Annotated in this window: 13 protein-coding genes; 9 read left to right on the forward strand and 4 right to left on the reverse strand. The window is 65.0% G+C overall.

The window, feature by feature from the left end:
* Window positions 1-36 precede the first annotated feature (36 nt).
* The 4 genes from AYB31_RS00135 to rpmE all read right to left on the reverse strand — a co-directional run bounded on the left by AYB31_RS00135 (window position 37) and on the right by rpmE (window position 3,849).
* On the reverse strand, window positions 37-1,305 hold the full coding sequence (locus AYB31_RS00135) for a malic enzyme-like NAD(P)-binding protein (protein ID WP_068824549.1): 1,269 nt from the start codon (window positions 1,303-1,305) through the stop codon (window positions 37-39).
* A gap of 86 nt (window positions 1,306-1,391) precedes the next feature.
* A complete protein-coding gene (locus AYB31_RS00140; protein WP_068824552.1) occupies window positions 1,392-2,831 on the reverse strand; it encodes a M48 family metalloprotease in 1,440 nt (479 codons plus the stop codon).
* On the reverse strand, window positions 2,828-3,592 hold the full coding sequence (locus AYB31_RS00145) for a thermonuclease family protein (protein ID WP_442961780.1): 765 nt from the start codon (window positions 3,590-3,592) through the stop codon (window positions 2,828-2,830). The genes AYB31_RS00140 and AYB31_RS00145 overlap by 4 nt, the downstream gene beginning before the upstream one ends.
* 44 nt (window positions 3,593-3,636) lie before the next feature.
* Window positions 3,637-3,849, reverse strand: a complete 213-nt coding sequence (rpmE, locus tag AYB31_RS00150) for a 50S ribosomal protein L31 (protein ID WP_043311131.1) — start codon at window positions 3,847-3,849, stop codon at window positions 3,637-3,639.
* 163 nt (window positions 3,850-4,012) lie between these two features.
* On the opposite strand from rpmE, the gene AYB31_RS00155 reads away from it, so the two are divergent.
* The 9 genes from AYB31_RS00155 (at window position 4,013) to phaC (AYB31_RS00195) (ending at window position 16,116) form a co-directional block, all read left to right on the forward strand.
* Window positions 4,013-6,232 carry a primosomal protein N' gene (locus AYB31_RS00155; RefSeq protein WP_068824554.1) on the forward strand — a complete coding sequence of 740 codons (2,220 nt, stop codon included), beginning with the start codon at window positions 4,013-4,015 and terminating at the stop codon, window positions 6,230-6,232.
* 197 nt (window positions 6,233-6,429) lie between these two features.
* Window positions 6,430-8,169 carry an arginine--tRNA ligase gene (argS, locus tag AYB31_RS00160; RefSeq protein ID WP_068824555.1) on the forward strand — a complete coding sequence of 580 codons (1,740 nt, stop codon included), beginning with the start codon at window positions 6,430-6,432 and terminating at the stop codon, window positions 8,167-8,169.
* Complete coding sequence (locus AYB31_RS00165; protein ID WP_068824556.1) at window positions 8,170-8,841, forward strand: SPOR domain-containing protein; 672 nt, start codon at window positions 8,170-8,172, stop codon at window positions 8,839-8,841.
* A 96-nt stretch (window positions 8,842-8,937) separates the two neighbouring features.
* Window positions 8,938-9,468, forward strand: a complete 531-nt coding sequence (gene hslV / locus AYB31_RS00170) for an ATP-dependent protease subunit HslV (RefSeq protein ID WP_068824557.1) — start codon at window positions 8,938-8,940, stop codon at window positions 9,466-9,468.
* Between the two features lie 27 nt (window positions 9,469-9,495).
* Window positions 9,496-10,836 (forward strand): ATP-dependent protease ATPase subunit HslU, encoded by a 1,341-nt coding sequence (gene hslU, locus AYB31_RS00175; protein ID WP_068824558.1) that lies wholly within the window; start codon window positions 9,496-9,498, stop codon window positions 10,834-10,836.
* 55 nt (window positions 10,837-10,891) lie between these two features.
* Complete coding sequence (locus AYB31_RS00180) at window positions 10,892-11,263, forward strand: gamma-butyrobetaine hydroxylase-like domain-containing protein (protein WP_068824559.1); 372 nt, start codon at window positions 10,892-10,894, stop codon at window positions 11,261-11,263.
* Between the two features lie 300 nt (window positions 11,264-11,563).
* Window positions 11,564-13,243 carry a class II poly(R)-hydroxyalkanoic acid synthase gene (gene phaC / locus AYB31_RS00185; protein WP_068824560.1) on the forward strand — a complete coding sequence of 560 codons (1,680 nt, stop codon included), beginning with the start codon at window positions 11,564-11,566 and terminating at the stop codon, window positions 13,241-13,243.
* Between the two features lie 175 nt (window positions 13,244-13,418).
* Entirely contained in the window at window positions 13,419-14,276 is an 858-nt protein-coding gene (phaZ, locus tag AYB31_RS00190) for a poly(3-hydroxyalkanoate) depolymerase (RefSeq protein ID WP_068824561.1), read from the forward strand.
* A 157-nt stretch (window positions 14,277-14,433) separates the two neighbouring features.
* Window positions 14,434-16,116: a class II poly(R)-hydroxyalkanoic acid synthase gene (gene phaC, locus AYB31_RS00195; protein ID WP_068824563.1), complete on the forward strand. Its 1,683-nt coding sequence runs from the start codon at window positions 14,434-14,436 to the stop codon at window positions 16,114-16,116.
* Window positions 16,117-16,121 lie beyond the last annotated feature (5 nt).

A 16,121-nucleotide genomic window follows, 5' to 3' on the forward strand; every position in this document is an offset into this window, starting at 1 on the left:
GCCCCGCCGAAGCGGGGCTTTTTATTGGCTGGGCAATCAGCCGTTGAACACGTCATCCACCGACTTCAGCGGGTAGTGCTGCGGATACGGCAGGGTCGCCACGCCGGTCTCGATCGCGGCCTTGGCCACAGCGTCGGCCACCACGGTGATCAGGCGCGCATCCATCGGCTTGGGAATGATGTACTCGCGACCGAAGCTCAGGGCGATGCCGCCATAGGCATCGCAGACTTCCTTCGGCACCGGCAGCTTGGCCAGATCGCGCAGGGCGTTGGCGGCAGCGATCTTCATCTCTTCGTTGATGCGGGTGGCACGTACGTCCAGGGCGCCACGGAAGATGAAGGGGAAGCCGAGCACGTTGTTGACCTGGTTCGGATAGTCCGAACGACCGGTAGCCATGATCACGTCCGGACGCGCCTCATGGGCCAGCTCCGGCTTGATTTCCGGATCCGGGTTGGAGCAGGCGAAGACGATCGGATTCGGCGCCATGCGCTTGAGGTCTTCCTGGCTCAGCAGGTTGGCACCGGACAGGCCAACGAACACGTCGGCACCGTCGAGGGCGTCGGACAGGCTGCGCTTGTCGGTGGCGTGAGCAAAGACGGCCTTGTACTGGTTGAGGTCATCGCGACCAGCATGGATCACACCTTTGCGGTCGAGCATGAAGATGTTCTCGACCTGCGCACCCATGCTGACCAGCAGCTTCATGCAGGAAATCGCGGCAGCACCGGCGCCCAGGCAGACGATCTTGGCTTCGGCCAAGGTCTTGCCGGCGATTTCCAGAGCGTTGAGCATGCCGGCAGCAGTGACGATAGCGGTACCGTGCTGGTCATCGTGGAACACTGGAATGTCACATTGTTCGATCAGTGCGCGCTCGATTTCGAAGCACTCGGGCGCCTTGATGTCTTCCAGGTTGATGCCACCGAAGGTGATGGAAATACGCTTGACCGTATCGATGAAGGCCTGCGGGCTCTCGGAGTCGACCTCGATATCGAACACGTCGATACCGGCGAAACGCTTGAACAGCACGCCCTTGCCTTCCATGACCGGCTTGGAGGCCAGTGGGCCGAGGTTACCCAGGCCAAGGATCGCGGTGCCGTCGGAAATCACTGCCACCAGGTTGCCCTTGCCGGTGTAGCGGTACGCCAGCTCGGCGTCGCGGGCGATTTCCCGCACCGGCTCGGCCACACCCGGGCTATAGGCCAGGGACAGGTCACGTGCGGTGGCGGTTGGCTTGGTCAATTCGACGCTGAGTTTCCCCGGACGGGGCTGAGCGTGATACTCGAGAGCGGCAGTTTTCAGATCGGACATTTCGGCGATTTCCGCTTTGCTATGAAGGCAGGCGGCCGAGGATACGCAAGATGGTCGAGCCCCACAAGACTGGGGCTCTCGGCTAATCAGCGGACGACCTTGAGCCAATCGCCAGGAAGTGGCTGACCAGTCGGATACAGACCATTGAGCAAGCGCAAACGCCGCAACCTGTCGCCCTCACCCTGCATTTCCCGGCTCAGCGCCTCCAGGCTCTGACCGCTCTTGAGCTGCACCAGGCGCAGGCGACGGGCCTCGCCCAGCTTGTGCTCGTCGGCCTGCAGCGGACGAAAACTGCGCACTACCTGCATGAACTGCGGGTCAGCGCTTTCCAGCGATGCACGCCCCTTGACCGCGCCCACGAACAGGAATGCCTCGCGCTCGCGCACCAGCACTGCCACGCGCTTGGCGGCCGTACCCGGTACGATGCCAGTGGTGACATCCAGACCCGCCTGACGAAAGCTCTGCTCCTGAGCCAACGCACGACCACCGGTACGCTGGCGAATGAACGCCTGCGCACTGAGCGACTGCTGCAGCGGCTCCATGCTCATGACCATGAAGGCCTGCTGATCGGCACTGTGCACGATCAGTGCATCGGAGCGATTGATCAGTTCCCAGCCCTCGGGGAAGGCCAGGGTGAAATCCAGACCACGGTGGTAGAAGTGCTGCCCACGACGCACCCCGGCCTCGGTCGAGTCGCCGAAGGGCATGCCATCGATCTGGCGCAGGTAGATGTCACGCCCGACCTCACCCTGGCCGACAGCCAGAGGCGTGGCCGCCGCCACAACCTGACGCAGGCGGGTGTCATTGTCCGGATGGGTATCGAACAAGCCGTGATAGCCGCTCGGCGCCACTTCCTGCCCATTGGCCAGAGCCTCGTCGCGAGCGAAGTCTTCCTGACTCTTCAGCACCTCGACCACCTCGATCATGGCCTGCGGGTCATAGCCCGCCCGCGCCAGGTACTGGGCGCCAAAGCCGTCGGCCTCCAGCTCCATGTCGCGACCGTAACCGCTGACGATGGCACCACCCAGGGCGTTGGTCAGGTCGCCGACGGCGCCGACGCCGGTACCGATCGCCACCGCCTGACCGAGCAGGCCCCAGGCCGTGGACTGACTCTGCTGGCGCACACTGTGACGCGCGGTGACATGCCCCACCTCATGCCCGAGCACCGCCGCAAGCTGCGCCTCGGAATCCAGGTATGCCATGAGCCCGCGATGGATATAGATGTGCCCGCCGGGAATGGCGAAGGCATTGACGTCCGGTGAGTCGATGACGGTGAATGTATAGGTCAGTTGGCTGCGATGGCCATGCCGGGCAACTCGCTCGCCAACCTGCTGTACATAGGCCTGCAGCTTCTCGTCGGGGTAGCGCGGGTACTGTTTGGCGATTTCCTGGGCATAGTCACGGCCCAGTTCGATCTCCTGCTGCTCGCTCATCATCACGAAGTCGGTGCGCCCGGTCGCCGGATTGACCGCGCAACCGGCCTGCAGAAACAGCAGCGAAAGCAGCAGAGACAGACGCAGAATCATGGCAGCACCTCAAGCATCGCCGCGTGGGTCAGCGGCAACATCCAGCGGGCCTGATTCGGTTGTACGCCGCCGCGCCGGGAGCGGTCAATCACCCAGCCACGCGCCTCGACCTGGCGACCGGCCAGGCGCTGCAGGGCAGCGACATCGAAGCTCGCCAGCAACTTGGGCTCGACACGCAGCACCAGCGGTCCATCCAGTTCGAGCCACAGGCCGCCGCGATTGCGCTGCACCCGCTTGATCGTGCCGCGCACCAGGGCAAAGCCGCTCTGGCGCAGATCGAACGGCTCCAGCACGCGCGCCTGCTGCCAGAGGCCGAGACGCTGCTGGCGTGCGGCAGCTTCGGCCTCGCGCTGACACCCTTCCAGCCCGCTGGCCGGCTCGAAAGCCACTCGATAGCCCATACCCTCGGCCAGCAACTGGGTTTCCAGGTTGCGCCCCTGGCGGTCGTAGGCATGCGCCAGGGTGCGCCCGTAGTGATCGCGCGAGCGCGCCCCGAGGCGCAGACCGACGCGCCCATCATTGGCCGCCACCAGCGCCTGCAAGCGACGCCGTGCCGCTTCGGCAAAGGGCTCAGCCGGACGCCCGTCATGGGCACGCTCAGGTGTATTAATACCGATCAGGCGCACGCTACTGCCATCACCCAGCCGCAGCGTATCGCCGTCCACCACCTTGACCACGCGCTGCTGCGCCAGGCCATCGACCGTCGGGCAGAAGGCCTGAGCCGGCAGTACCAGAAACGCAGAAACGAAAAAGGCGCCCACCAGGGACGCCTTTTTCAGCAACGTGGCTTGCACCACTATTCGGCTTACTTGCTGCCGAACACACCGAAGCGCTGCTTGAAGCGGTCGATACGGCCGCCGGTATCCAGCATCTTCTGCTTGCCGGTGTAGAACGGGTGGCATTCGGAGCACACGTCCAGGCTCATCGGCTTGCACAGGGTCGAACGGGTCTTGATCACGTTGCCGCAGCTGCAGGTGGCGACCATTTCTTCGTACTGGGGATGGATATCGGCTTTCATCGTACTTTCCTCGGTTTGTATGTGCCGCCACTCGGCTCGCTGCCAAGTACCGCACGGAAATAAGCCGCGCACTATACCAGACCGCCATTTGCGCGCAAGCCGCCGCCCAACCGTGGCGACGTGCGGGCATGCTAGCATCGCCGCTTCGCCTCTGGAGCCCGCCGTGCCCGACACCATCCTGCGCCTCGCCCTGCCCTCGCCACTGCGCCGCCTGTTCGACTACAAGGCGCCGGCCGGCGTACCGCGTGACGCGCTGCAGCCGGGCGCGCGCCTGCGCGTATCGTTCGGGCGACGCGAAGTGATCGGCATCCTGGTGGAGCTGGCGGACAGCAGCGACGTACCGGCGGACAAGCTCAAGCCGGCCCTGGAGCTGCTCGACCGCAACTCGCCGCTCCCGGCGCCAATGTTCAAGCTGTGCCTGTGGACGGCGCAGTACTACCAGCACAGCCTGGGCGACACCCTGAGCTGGGCCCTGCCCGTGCTGCTGCGCCAGGGCGAACCGGCGGCAGCACGCCAGGAGCGCTACTGGCACATGAGCGAGGGCGCCAGCCTGGATGATCCGCGCCTGGCCCGCGCCCCGCGCCAGCGCGAGGCCCTGCGCACTCTGGCCCAGCACCACCACGGCGTACCGCACGCGATGCTGGGCAAGCTGCTACTGAACAAGGACAGCCTCGACCTGCTGCTGGAAAAAGGCCTGGTGCGCGTCGAAGTGCAGCGCAGCAAGCCACTGGAACGCCATGGCGGCTGGCTGGCACAACCTGAGCTGCCACTCAATGCCGAACAGCGCGCCGCCTTCACCGCTGTGCAATCCGGCATGGGCGACTTCGGCGCCTACCTGCTGTACGGCGTCACCGGCAGCGGCAAGACCGAGGTCTATCTGCAGCTGATCCGCCATTGCCTGGAAGCCGGCAAGCAGGCACTGGTGCTGATTCCCGAGATCAACCTGGGGCCGCAGACCCTGGAACGTTTCGCCCGGCGCTTCAATGCGCGCATCGCCCTGCTGCACTCCGGGGTCAATGACCGCGAGCGCCTGGACGCCTGGCTGGCGGCGCGCGACGGCGAGGCCGACATTGTCATCGGCACCCGTTCGGCGCTGTTCACCCCCATGAAGAAACCGGGCCTGATCATCGTCGACGAAGAACACGACGCCTCCTATAAACAGCAGGAAGGCCTGCGTTACCACGCCCGCGACCTGGCCCTAGTGCGCGCACGCCAGGAGAACCTGCCGATTGTCCTCGGCTCCGCAACCCCCTCGCTGGAGAGCCTGCACAACGCTCATGCCGGACGCTACGCCCTGCTGCGCCTCGGCCAGCGCGCCGGCAACGCCCAGCCGCCGCGCTTCCTGCGCCTGGACGTGAAGAGCCTGCCGCTGGACTCCGGCATTTCCGGGCCCATGCAACAGGCCATCCGCCAGACCCTCGAGGCTGGCCAGCAGGTGCTGGTGTTCCTCAACCGCCGCGGCTTCGCCCCCACCCTGCTGTGCCACGACTGTGGCTGGATCAGCCAGTGCCCACGCTGCGACGCGCGCATGACCCTGCACCAGCGCCACCATGAGCTGCGCTGCCACCACTGCGGCCACGTCGAGCGCACCCCGCACAACTGCCCGGACTGCCAGAAGGTCGACCTGCGCCCGGTCGGCGCCGGCACCGAGCGCGCCGAGGAACGCCTCAACATCCTCTTCCCGGAGCACCCGGTGCTACGCATCGACCGCGACAGCACGGCGCGCAAAGGCGCGATGGACAAGCTGTTTCACACCATCAACAAGGGTGAGCCGTGCATCCTGGTCGGCACCCAGATGCTCGCCAAGGGGCACCATTTCCCACGGGTGACCCTAGTGGCCATTCTCGACGCCGACGGCGGCCTGTTCTCCGCCGACTTCCGCGCCAGCGAGCGCATGGCCCAGCTGATCGTCCAGGTCGCCGGCCGCGCCGGCCGCGCCGAGGAAGCCGGCAAGGTGATCATCCAGAGCCACCTGGCCGACCACCCGTTACTGGTCCAGCTGACCGAGCAAGGCTACCCCGCCTTCGCCGAACAGGCCCTGAGCGAGCGCCGTGGCGCCGGCCTGCCGCCGTTCAGCCATCTCGCCCTGGTGCGCGGCGAGGCGCACAAGCCGGGCCAGGCCGAAGGCTTCCTCGACCAGGCCTGCACCTATGCCGAACAGCTGCGCGACGAGCTGAAGCTGGCCGGCATCGAGCTGCTCGGTCCGGTGCCGGCGCCGATGGAGCGTCGTGCCGGCCGTTTCCGCGCCCAGTTGCTGCTGCAGGCCGGCAGCCGTGCGTCGCTGCACCGCCTGCTGGCAGCCTGGCTGCCGATACTGGAAGCCATGCCCAGCGGGCGCGCCGTACGCTGGTCGCTGGATGTCGATCCGATCGATCTGTTCTGAGTCGCAGAGCGGGCACGATCTCGGATTACAGTCGGGCTAGCACGTGGATTTCTATCCGCGCTGACACCCCTCCGCCAGGGCGGGCCCTGTTCGTGAAGCGCCGCCACGAATAGCGCTCGCGCCTAGCGGGTTGCCGCTGATGCCCTCGGGCACCGATAATCCACCGTTTCGACCCGCCACGGCCGACCGAGCAGACCATGAAAGACACCATTCGCCACCTGATCCAGCAAGCCCTGACCCGCCTCACCACCGACGGCGTGCTGCCCGAAGGCCTGAGCCCGGCCATCCAGGTGGAGAACACCCGGGACAAGAGCAACGGCGACTTCGCCAGCAACATCGCCATGATGTTGGCCAAACCGGCCGCCATGAAGCCGCGCGACCTCGCCGAGAAGCTGCTGGCCGCCCTGCCGAGCGATGCCTCCATCAGCAAGGTGGAAATCGCCGGCCCCGGTTTCCTCAACTTCTTCCAGAACAGCGACGCCCTGGCCCAGCGCCTGGAGGCCGCGCTGACCGACGCCAAGCTCGGCGTACACAAATCCGGCCCGCTGCAGCGCGTGGTGGTCGACCTGTCCGCGCCCAACCTGGCCAAGGAAATGCACGTCGGCCACCTGCGTTCGACCATCATCGGCGACGGCGTGGCCCGGGTGCTGGAGTTCCTCGGCGACGAGGTCATCCGCCAGAACCATGTCGGCGACTGGGGCACCCAGTTCGGCATGCTGCTGGCCTACATGCAGGAAAACCCGGCCGCCGCGGAAAGCGAGCTGGCCGACCTGGAAGGTTTCTATCGCGCCGCCAAGAAGCGCTTCGACGACTCAGCCGAGTTCGCCGACCGCGCCCGCCAGCTGGTGGTCGAGCTGCAGGCCGGCAATGCCGAGTGCCTGCGCCTGTGGCACCGTTTCAACGACATCTCCCTGAGCCACTGCCAGGCGCTGTACGACCGCCTCGGCGTCAAGCTGTCCATGGCCGACGTCAAGGGCGAGAGCGCCTACAACGACGATCTGCCCCAGGTGGTCGCCGACCTGCAGGCCAAGGGCCTGCTGAGTGAGGACAACGGCGCCCAGTGCGTGTTCATGGATGAATTCCAGAACGCCGAGGGCAACCCGCTGCCGCTGATCGTGCAGAAGGCCGGCGGCGGCTACCTGTACGCCACCACCGACCTGGCAGCCACCCGCTATCGCGCCAATGTACTGAAGGCCGACCGCGTTCTGTACTTCGTCGACCAGCGCCAGGCCCTGCACTTCCAAATGGTGTTCGCCGCCGCACGCCTGGCCGGTTTCGTACCCGCGAGCATGGAGCTGGAACACATGGGCTTCGGCACCATGAACGGCGCCGACGGCAAGCCGTTCAAGACCCGCGATGGCGGCACCGTGAAGCTGGTCGACCTGCTCGACGAAGCCGAGCAGCGCGCCTACGCCCTGGTCAAGAGCAAGAACCCGAACCTCGACGAAGACGAACTGCGCCAGATCGGCCGCGTCGTCGGCATCGCCTCGGTGAAGTACGCCGACCTGTCCAAGCACCGCACCAGCGACTACAGCTTCAACTTCGAACTGATGCTCAGCTTCGAGGGCAACACCGCGCCCTACCTGCTGTACGCCTACACCCGCGTAGCCAGCGTGTTCCGCAAGCTGGGCAAGGGCATCGAGGACATCGGCGGGCAGATCCAGCTGATCGCAGAGCAGGAGCAGGCGCTCGGCGCCAGGCTGGCGCAGTTCAACGAGCAACTCGCCAGCGTCGCCGAGAAAGGCACCCCGCACCTGCTGTGCAGCTATCTGTACGACCTGGCCGGGCTGTTCTCCAGCTTCTATGAACACTGCCCGATCCTCGCCGCCGAAGACGAGGCCGTGCGTAACAGCCGCCTGCGCCTGGCCGCCCTGACCGGTCGCACACTCAAGCAGGGCCTGGAGCTGCTCGGCCTGGAAACCCTGGAGCGCATGTAAGTGGCAGCAAAGAAGAAACCCGCACCCAAGCGTGGCGCCAGCCGCTACCAGGCACCGGCCAAAAAGCCGGTACCCGGCTGGGTCTGGCTGGCCTGTGGTCTGGTGATCGGCGGTTTCTTCATGTTCCTGTTCAGCCTGGAGCCCGGCCGCGACGACGTGAAGCGGGCCAAGCCGGAACAGGCCAAGAAGACGGTACAACAGAAGCCAAAGCCCCAGCCCGAGGCGAACAAGCCCAAGTACGACTTCTACACGCTGCTGCCGGAGTCCGAGGTCATAGTGCCGCCGGAGGCCGTGCAGCCCGAGCCGGTCAAGCCGCCGAGCAAACCGGTAACGCCGGAGGAAGCGGCGAAGATCGACGCCGCCCGCGCCCAGGCCGCGCTCAACGGCGAGGTGCCGCCACCGCCGCCGGTGGTGGCGCAGGCACCGCTCACCACCCAGTACTTCCTGCAGGCCGGCTCGTTCCGCAAGCGCGAAGACGCCGACAAGGTACGCGCGCAGATCCTCCTGCTCGGCCAGAACGTCCAGGTCGAGTCCGGCAAGGTCCGCGAGGAAACCTGGCACCGCGTGCTGGTCGGCCCCTTTGCCAGTCGCGAGAAGCTCGGCGGCGCGCAGAAACAGCTGGCCAGCAGCGGTTTCAGCAATCTGCTGTTACAGCAGCGCCAGGTTCGCTGAAGCACGATCTTGACCCGCCCGGTTGAAAAGCCGGGCAGGCTCCCCCATCTGTTTCTCCATCCGGGCAATCCGCCCCGCTGCGTGGAGACTCTCCCCTTGACCACCATCGTTTCAGTGCGCCGCAACGGCAAAGTCGTCATGGGCGGCGACGGCCAGGTGTCCCTCGGCAATACCGTCATGAAAGGCAACGCCAAGAAGGTCCGGCGCCTGTACCACGGCCAGGTGCTGGCCGGTTTCGCCGGCGCCACCGCCGATGCCTTCACCCTGTTCGAACGCTTCGAAGGCCAGCTGGAGAAGCATCAGGGCCACCTGGTGCGCGCCGCCGTCGAGCTGGCCAAGGACTGGCGCACCGACCGCTCGCTGAGCCGCCTGGAGGCCATGCTCGCCGTCGCCAACAAGGACGCCTCGCTGATCATCACCGGCAACGGCGACGTGGTCGAACCCGAGCACGGCCTGATCGCCATGGGCTCCGGCGGCGGCTTCGCCCAGGCCGCGGCCATGGCCCTGCTGCAGAAGACCGAACTGTCCGCCCGTGAAATCACCGAAACCGCATTGAACATTGCCGGCTCCATCTGTGTCTTCACTAACCAGAACCTGACTATCGAAGAAGAAGACTGCGCTGAATAAGCACGGCTTCCGCTGGAGTAACGCTGCATGTCCATGACCCCTCGCGAGATCGTTTCCGAGCTCAACCGCCACATCATCGGCCAGGACGACGCCAAGCGCGCCGTGGCCATCGCCCTGCGTAACCGCTGGCGGCGCATGCAGCTGCCGGCAGAGCTGCGCCAGGAAGTGACGCCGAAGAACATCCTGATGATCGGCCCCACTGGCGTCGGCAAGACCGAGATCGCCCGGCGCCTGGCCAAACTGGCCAACGCGCCCTTCCTCAAGGTCGAGGCGACCAAGTTCACCGAGGTCGGCTATGTCGGCCGCGACGTCGAGTCGATCATCCGCGACCTGGCCGACGCCGCACTGAAGCTGCTGCGCGAGCAGGAAGTACAGAAGATGCAGCACCGCGCCGAAGATGCCGCCGAAGAGCGCATCCTCGACGCCCTGCTGCCGCCGGCACGCGCCGGCTTCAACGAAGACCCGGCGCCGAGCCAGGACTCCAACACCCGCCAGCTGTTCCGCAAGCGCCTGCGTGAAGGCCAGCTGGACGACAAGGAGATCGACATCGAGGTTTCCGAAACGCCGGTGGGTGTGGAGATCATGTCGCCGCCCGGCATGGAGGAAATGACCAACCAGCTGCAGAGCCTGTTCTCCGGCCTCAACAAGGGCAAGAAGAAGACCCGCAAGCTCAAGGTCAAGGACGCCCTCAAGCTGATCCGCGACGAAGAAGCCGCGCGCCTGGTCAACGAGGAAGAGCTCAAGGCCCGCGCCCTGGAGGCAGTGGAGCAGCACGGTATCGTCTTCATCGACGAGATCGACAAGGTTGCCAAGCGCGGCAATGTCGGCGGCGCCGACGTGTCCCGCGAGGGCGTGCAGCGCGACCTGCTGCCGCTGATCGAAGGCTGCACGGTCAACACCAAGCTGGGCATGGTCAAGACCGACCACATCCTGTTCATCGCCTCCGGCGCCTTCCACCTGTCCAAGCCCAGTGATCTGGTACCGGAGCTGCAAGGCCGCCTGCCGATCCGCGTCGAACTCAAGGCCCTGTCGCCGCAGGACTTCGAACGCATCCTCACCGAGCCGCACGCGGCACTCACCGAACAGTATCGCGAGCTGCTGAAGACCGAAGGCCTGAACATCGAGTTCGCCGCCGATGGCATCCAGCGCATCGCCGAAATCGCCTGGCAGGTCAACGAGAAGACCGAGAACATCGGTGCCCGGCGCCTGCACACCCTGCTCGAACGCCTGCTGGAGGAAGTCTCCTTCAGCGCCGGCGATCTGGCCGGGCAACAGAACGGCGAGGCGATCCGCATCGACGCCGCCTACGTCAACGGTCACCTCGGCGAGCTGGCCAAGGACGAAGACCTGTCGCGCTATATCCTGTAATCAGGCACCGCCAGCCCGGAGCGATCCGGGCTGCGTCACCCCACTGGAATCGAACATGCCCACGCCCAGCGCGATCAAACTGCACAAGCTCTCGAAAACCCTGGAGCTGCGCTATGGCGAGCAGAGCTACTCGCTGAGCGCCGAGTTCCTGCGCGTGCATTCGCCCTCCGCCGAGGTACAGGGCCACGGCAAGCCGATCCTGCAGACCGGCAAACTCAAGGTCGGCCTAGAGCGCATCGAACCTGCGGGCAACTATGCACTGAAATTGTGCTTCGACGATGGCCATGACAGCGGCCTGTACACCTGGGACTACCTCTACCAGCTCGCCACCCGCCAGGACGAGCTGTGGGCCGACTACCTCGGCGAACTGGCCGCCGCCGGCAAATCCCGCGACCCGGACGAGTCCGTCGTCCGCCTGATGCTTTAACCCCCCAGCCAAACGCTCAGGCCAGAGCGCCGCGCAATATTCCCTTAATACCTAGAGCGCATTTTCTAATCGCTCTCGGCATACTCGCGCGCGCCGCTCGCCTTCACCGGCGAACTTGCGCAAAAACGGAAACTCGGGTAACCAAGGAACTGGCAGGTTCCATGCATTTAGCCAAGCTAGATGCGAAGTAAGCGCGGAAAAATTCCGCACCCGGCAACCCGAGCAGTACCAGCCCTTCGCCCTGTGTCCGCGTTGCACAGCTGCAGTTGGTATTCGTCTCAGGACAATGGAGCGTCGTAGATGACCCAAAAGAACAATGAAGACCTGCACCGCCAAGCCTCGGAAAACACCCTGGGGTTGAACCCGGTTATCGGCTTGCGCGGCAAGGATCTACTCACTTCTGCTCGCATGGTGCTGGCCCAGGCCATCCGGCAGCCCTTGCACAGCGCCAAACACGCAACCCACTTCGCACTCGAGCTCAAGCGCGTGATGCTCGGCCAGTCCGAACTGACCCCGGAAGACACCGACCGCCGCTTCGCCGATCCGGCCTGGTCACAGAATCCGCTCTATCGCCGCTATCTGCAGACCTACCTGGCCTGGCGCAAGGAACTGCATGACTGGATCGAAGACAGCAACCTCACCGAGCAGGACACCAGCCGCGGCCACTTCGTCATCAACCTGATGACCGAGGCCTTTGCCCCGACCAACAGCATGGCCAACCCGGCCGCCGTCAAACGCTTCTTCGAGACCGGCGGCAAGAGCCTGCTCGACGGCCTCTCCCACCTGGCCAAGGACATCGTCAACAACGGCGGCATGCCCAGCCAGGTCAACATGGATGCTTTCGAGGTCGGCAAGAACCTGGCCACCAGCGAAGGTGCCGTGGTGTTCCGCAACGACCTGCTGGAACTGATCCAGTACAAGCCGACCACCGAGCAGGTCCACGAGCGCCCATTGCTGGTGGTACCGCCGCAGATCAACAAGTTCTACGTCTTCGACCTGTCGCCCGAGAAGAGCGTGGCGCGTTTCCTTCTGCGCAGCCATGTGCAGACCTTCGTGGTGAGCTGGCGCAACCCGACCAAGGCCCAACGCGAATGGGGCCTGTCGACCTATATCGAGGCGCTCAAGGAAGCCATCGACGTGGTCAGCGACATCACCGGCAGCAAGGACGTCAACATGCTCGGCGCCTGCTCGGGCGGGATCACCATCTCCTCACTGCTGGGCCACTATGCCGCCACCGGCGAGAAGAAGATCAACTCCACGACCCTGCTGGTCAGCGTGCTCGACACCAAGCTGGACACCCAGGTCGCCCTGTTCGCCGACGAGAAGACCCTGGAGGCCGCCAAGCGCCGCTCCTACCAGACCGGTGTTCTGGAGGGCAAGGACATGGCCAAGGTGTTCGCCTGGATGCGCCCCAACGACCTGATCTGGAACTACTGGGTCAACAACTACCTGCTCGGTAACGAGCCGCCGGTGTTCGACATCCTCTACTGGAACAACGACACCACCCGCCTGCCGGCAGCCCTGCATGGCGATCTGATCGAACTGTTCAAGACCAACCCGCTGACCCGCCCGAACGCCCTGGAAGTCTGCGGCACGCCGATCGACCTCAAACAGGTCACCAGCGACATCTACTGCGTGGCCGGCACCACCGATCACATCACCCCCTGGGAAGCCTGCTACAAGTCCTCGCTGCTGTTCGGCGGCAAGGTCGAATTCGTGCTGTCCAACAGCGGCCATATCCAGAGCATCCTCAACCCGCCGGGCAACCCCAAGGCGCGCTTCTCGACCAATAGCGAGCCGGCAGCCAACGCCCGCGAGTGGCAGGAAAACGCCACCAAGCACGCCGACTCCTGGTGGCTGCACTGGCAACAGTGGCTGGTTGAGCGCTCGGGCAAACTCAAGAAGGCACCCGCCAGTCTGGGCAACAAGAAACACGCCGAAGGCGAAGCCGCTCCGGGGACCTATGTCCACGAGCGTTGAAGCTCATACCCACAACTACAGCAACGCTGCACCTTGCGCAGTACTGCCCCGCGGCACCCGGAAGTGCCGCACGCTCCCCGGTGCCGATGCGCCTGGGGAGTGCCCGCCAAGGCGGGAAACAGGTGTGCGGCCGTGGATAGGCCGCCTCCACCGATCCACGTATAGGGCCTAGCGCATGTCGCAACCATTTGCATTCCGATCCATCGAGCTGGATGGCCAGATCCTTCGCACCGCGGTGCGACCAGGCAGCAGCAGTCTGCCGCCACTGTTGATATTCAACGGCATCGGCGCCAACCTGGAGCTGGTCATGCCCTTCGTCGCGGCCCTCGACCCGGACCTGGAGGTCATCGCCTTCGACGTCCCCGGTGTCGGCGGCTCCTCAACCCCGAGTACGCCCTACCGCTTCCCCGGCCTGGCCAAGCTGGCCGCACGCATGCTCGACTATCTGGACTACGGCCAGGTCAACGCCATCGGTGTGTCCTGGGGTGGTGCACTGGCTCAGCAGTTCGCCCACGATTATCCCGAACGCTGCAAGAAACTGGTGCTCGCTGCCACCTCGGCGGGCGCCGTGATGGTGCCTGGCAAACCCAAGGTGCTCTGGCGCATGGCCAGCCCCAAGCGCTATATCCAACCGTCCTACGGCGTACACATTGCGCCGGACATCTACGGTGGCGCCTTCCGGCGCGACCCCAAGCTGGCGCTGGCACACGCCAGCAAGGTGCGCTCCGGCGGCAAGATGGGCTATTACTGGCAACTGTTCGCCGGCCTCGGCTGGACCAGCATCCACTGGCTGCACCGCATCCGCCAGCCCACCCTGGTGCTGGCGGGTGACGACGACCCGCTCATTCCGCTGATCAACATGCGCCTGCTGGCCTGGCGTATCCCCAATGCGGAACTTCACGTGATCGACGACGGTCACCTGTTTCTGGTGACGCGCGCCGAAGCCGTCGCGCCGATCATCATGTCGTTCCTTCAGGAAGAGCGGCAGCGCGCCGTGATGCATCCACAACCGACACCCGTGCGCAGCCACTGATCGCACAACTGTAGTGCTGCTCCGGCAGGCTCGCCCCAAAGCGAAGCCCGCCGGACAAGGAAGATATTTTGCGCGGCAGTCTGGAATGCCCTCCGGCGCGCTTTGGTACAAGCCTTGCTGTCATCGGATATGACAGTTTGACGACGGAGCCTGCCCCATGCGTGAAAAGACTGCATCAGGATCATTGCCGGTACCCGCAAACTACATGAACGCGCAAAGCGCCATGGTAGGAGTACGCGGTCGCGATCTGTTCTCCACCCTGCGCACCCTGGCTTTCCAGGGCCTGCGCCAACCCGTCCACAGCACACGCCACCTGCTGGCCTTCGGCAAGCAACTGGGGCGGGTGATGCTCGGCGACACGCCCTATCAGCCCAATCCCCAGGACAGCCGCTTCAGCGACCCTACCTGGCAGCTCAACCCCTTCTATCGGCGCAGCCTGCAGGCCTACCTGGCCTGGCAGAAGCAACTCAAGGCGTGGATCGACGAGAGCGACCTGTCGCCGGACGACCGCACCCGCGCGCATTTCCTGTTCTCCCTGCTCAACGATGCCTTCGCCCCCTCCAACACCTTGCTCAACCCGCTGGCGCTCAAGGAGCTGTTCAACAGCGGCGGTAGCAGCGTGTTCCGCGGCGCCCGCCATCTGCTCGACGACATGCTGCACAACGGCGGTATGCCCCAGCAGGTGGACAAGCGCGCCTTCGAGGTCGGCGGCAACCTAGCCATGACACCGGGCTCGGTGGTGTTCCGCTGCGAGATGTTCGAGCTGATCCACTACAAGCCGATGAGCGAAAAACAGTACGCCGTGCCGCTACTGGTGGTGCCGCCGCAGATCAACAAGTTCTACATCTTCGACCTGTCGCCGGAGAAGAGCTTCATCCAGTACTGCCTGAAGAACGACCTGCAGGTGTTCATGATCAGCTGGCGCAACCCGGATGCCCGCCATCGCGAATGGGGCCTGTCCAGCTATGTGCAGGCGGTCGAGGAAGCCAGCGAAATCTGCCGCTCCATCACCGGCAGCAAGGAGGTCAACCTGCTCGGCGCCTGCGCCGGCGGCCTGACCATCGCCGCACTGCAGGGCCACCTGCAGGCCAAGCGCCAGCTGCGCAAGGTCGGCTGCGCCACCTACCTGGTCAGCCTGATGGATGCTCAAGTGGAAAGCCCGGCGATGCTGTTCGCCGATGAGCAGACCCTGGAGTCGGCCAAGCGCCGCTCCTATCAGAGCGGCGTACTGGACGGCGGTGATATGGCCCGGGTGTTCGCCTGGATGCGCCCCAACGACCTGATCTGGAACTACTGGGTCAACAACTACCTGATGGGCAAGGAGCCGCCCGCCTTCGACATCCTCTACTGGAACAACGACAACACCCGCCTGCCTGCGGCCCTGCACGGCGACTTGCTCGATCTGTTCAAGCACAACCCACTGACCCGCATCGGCGGTATGGAAATCTGCGGCACGCCGATCGACCTGTCCAAGGTTACGGTGGACAGTTTCAGTGTGGCCGGCATCAACGACCACATCACACCCTGGGACTCGGTCTACCGCTCGGCGCTGCTGCTCGGCGGCAATCGGCGCTTCGTGCTGTCCAACAGCGGGCATATCCAGAGCATCCTCAACCCGCCGGGCAACCCCAAGGCAACCTACTTCGAGAACGGCAAACTGACCAGCGACCCGCGCGCCTGGTATCACGAAGCCGAGAAGAAGACCGGCAGCTGGTGGCCACAGTGGCTGGAGTGGATCCAGCAACACTCGGGTGAAAAGCGCGAGAGTGTGTTCAGCGTCGGCAACAAGCAGTACCCCGCCATGGAGGCCTCTCCCGGCACCTACGTGCACGTGCGCTGAGCAAG

Source organism: Pseudomonas sp. BMS12, from assembly GCF_001592875.1.
Lineage (GTDB): Bacteria > Pseudomonadota > Gammaproteobacteria > Pseudomonadales > Pseudomonadaceae > Aquipseudomonas.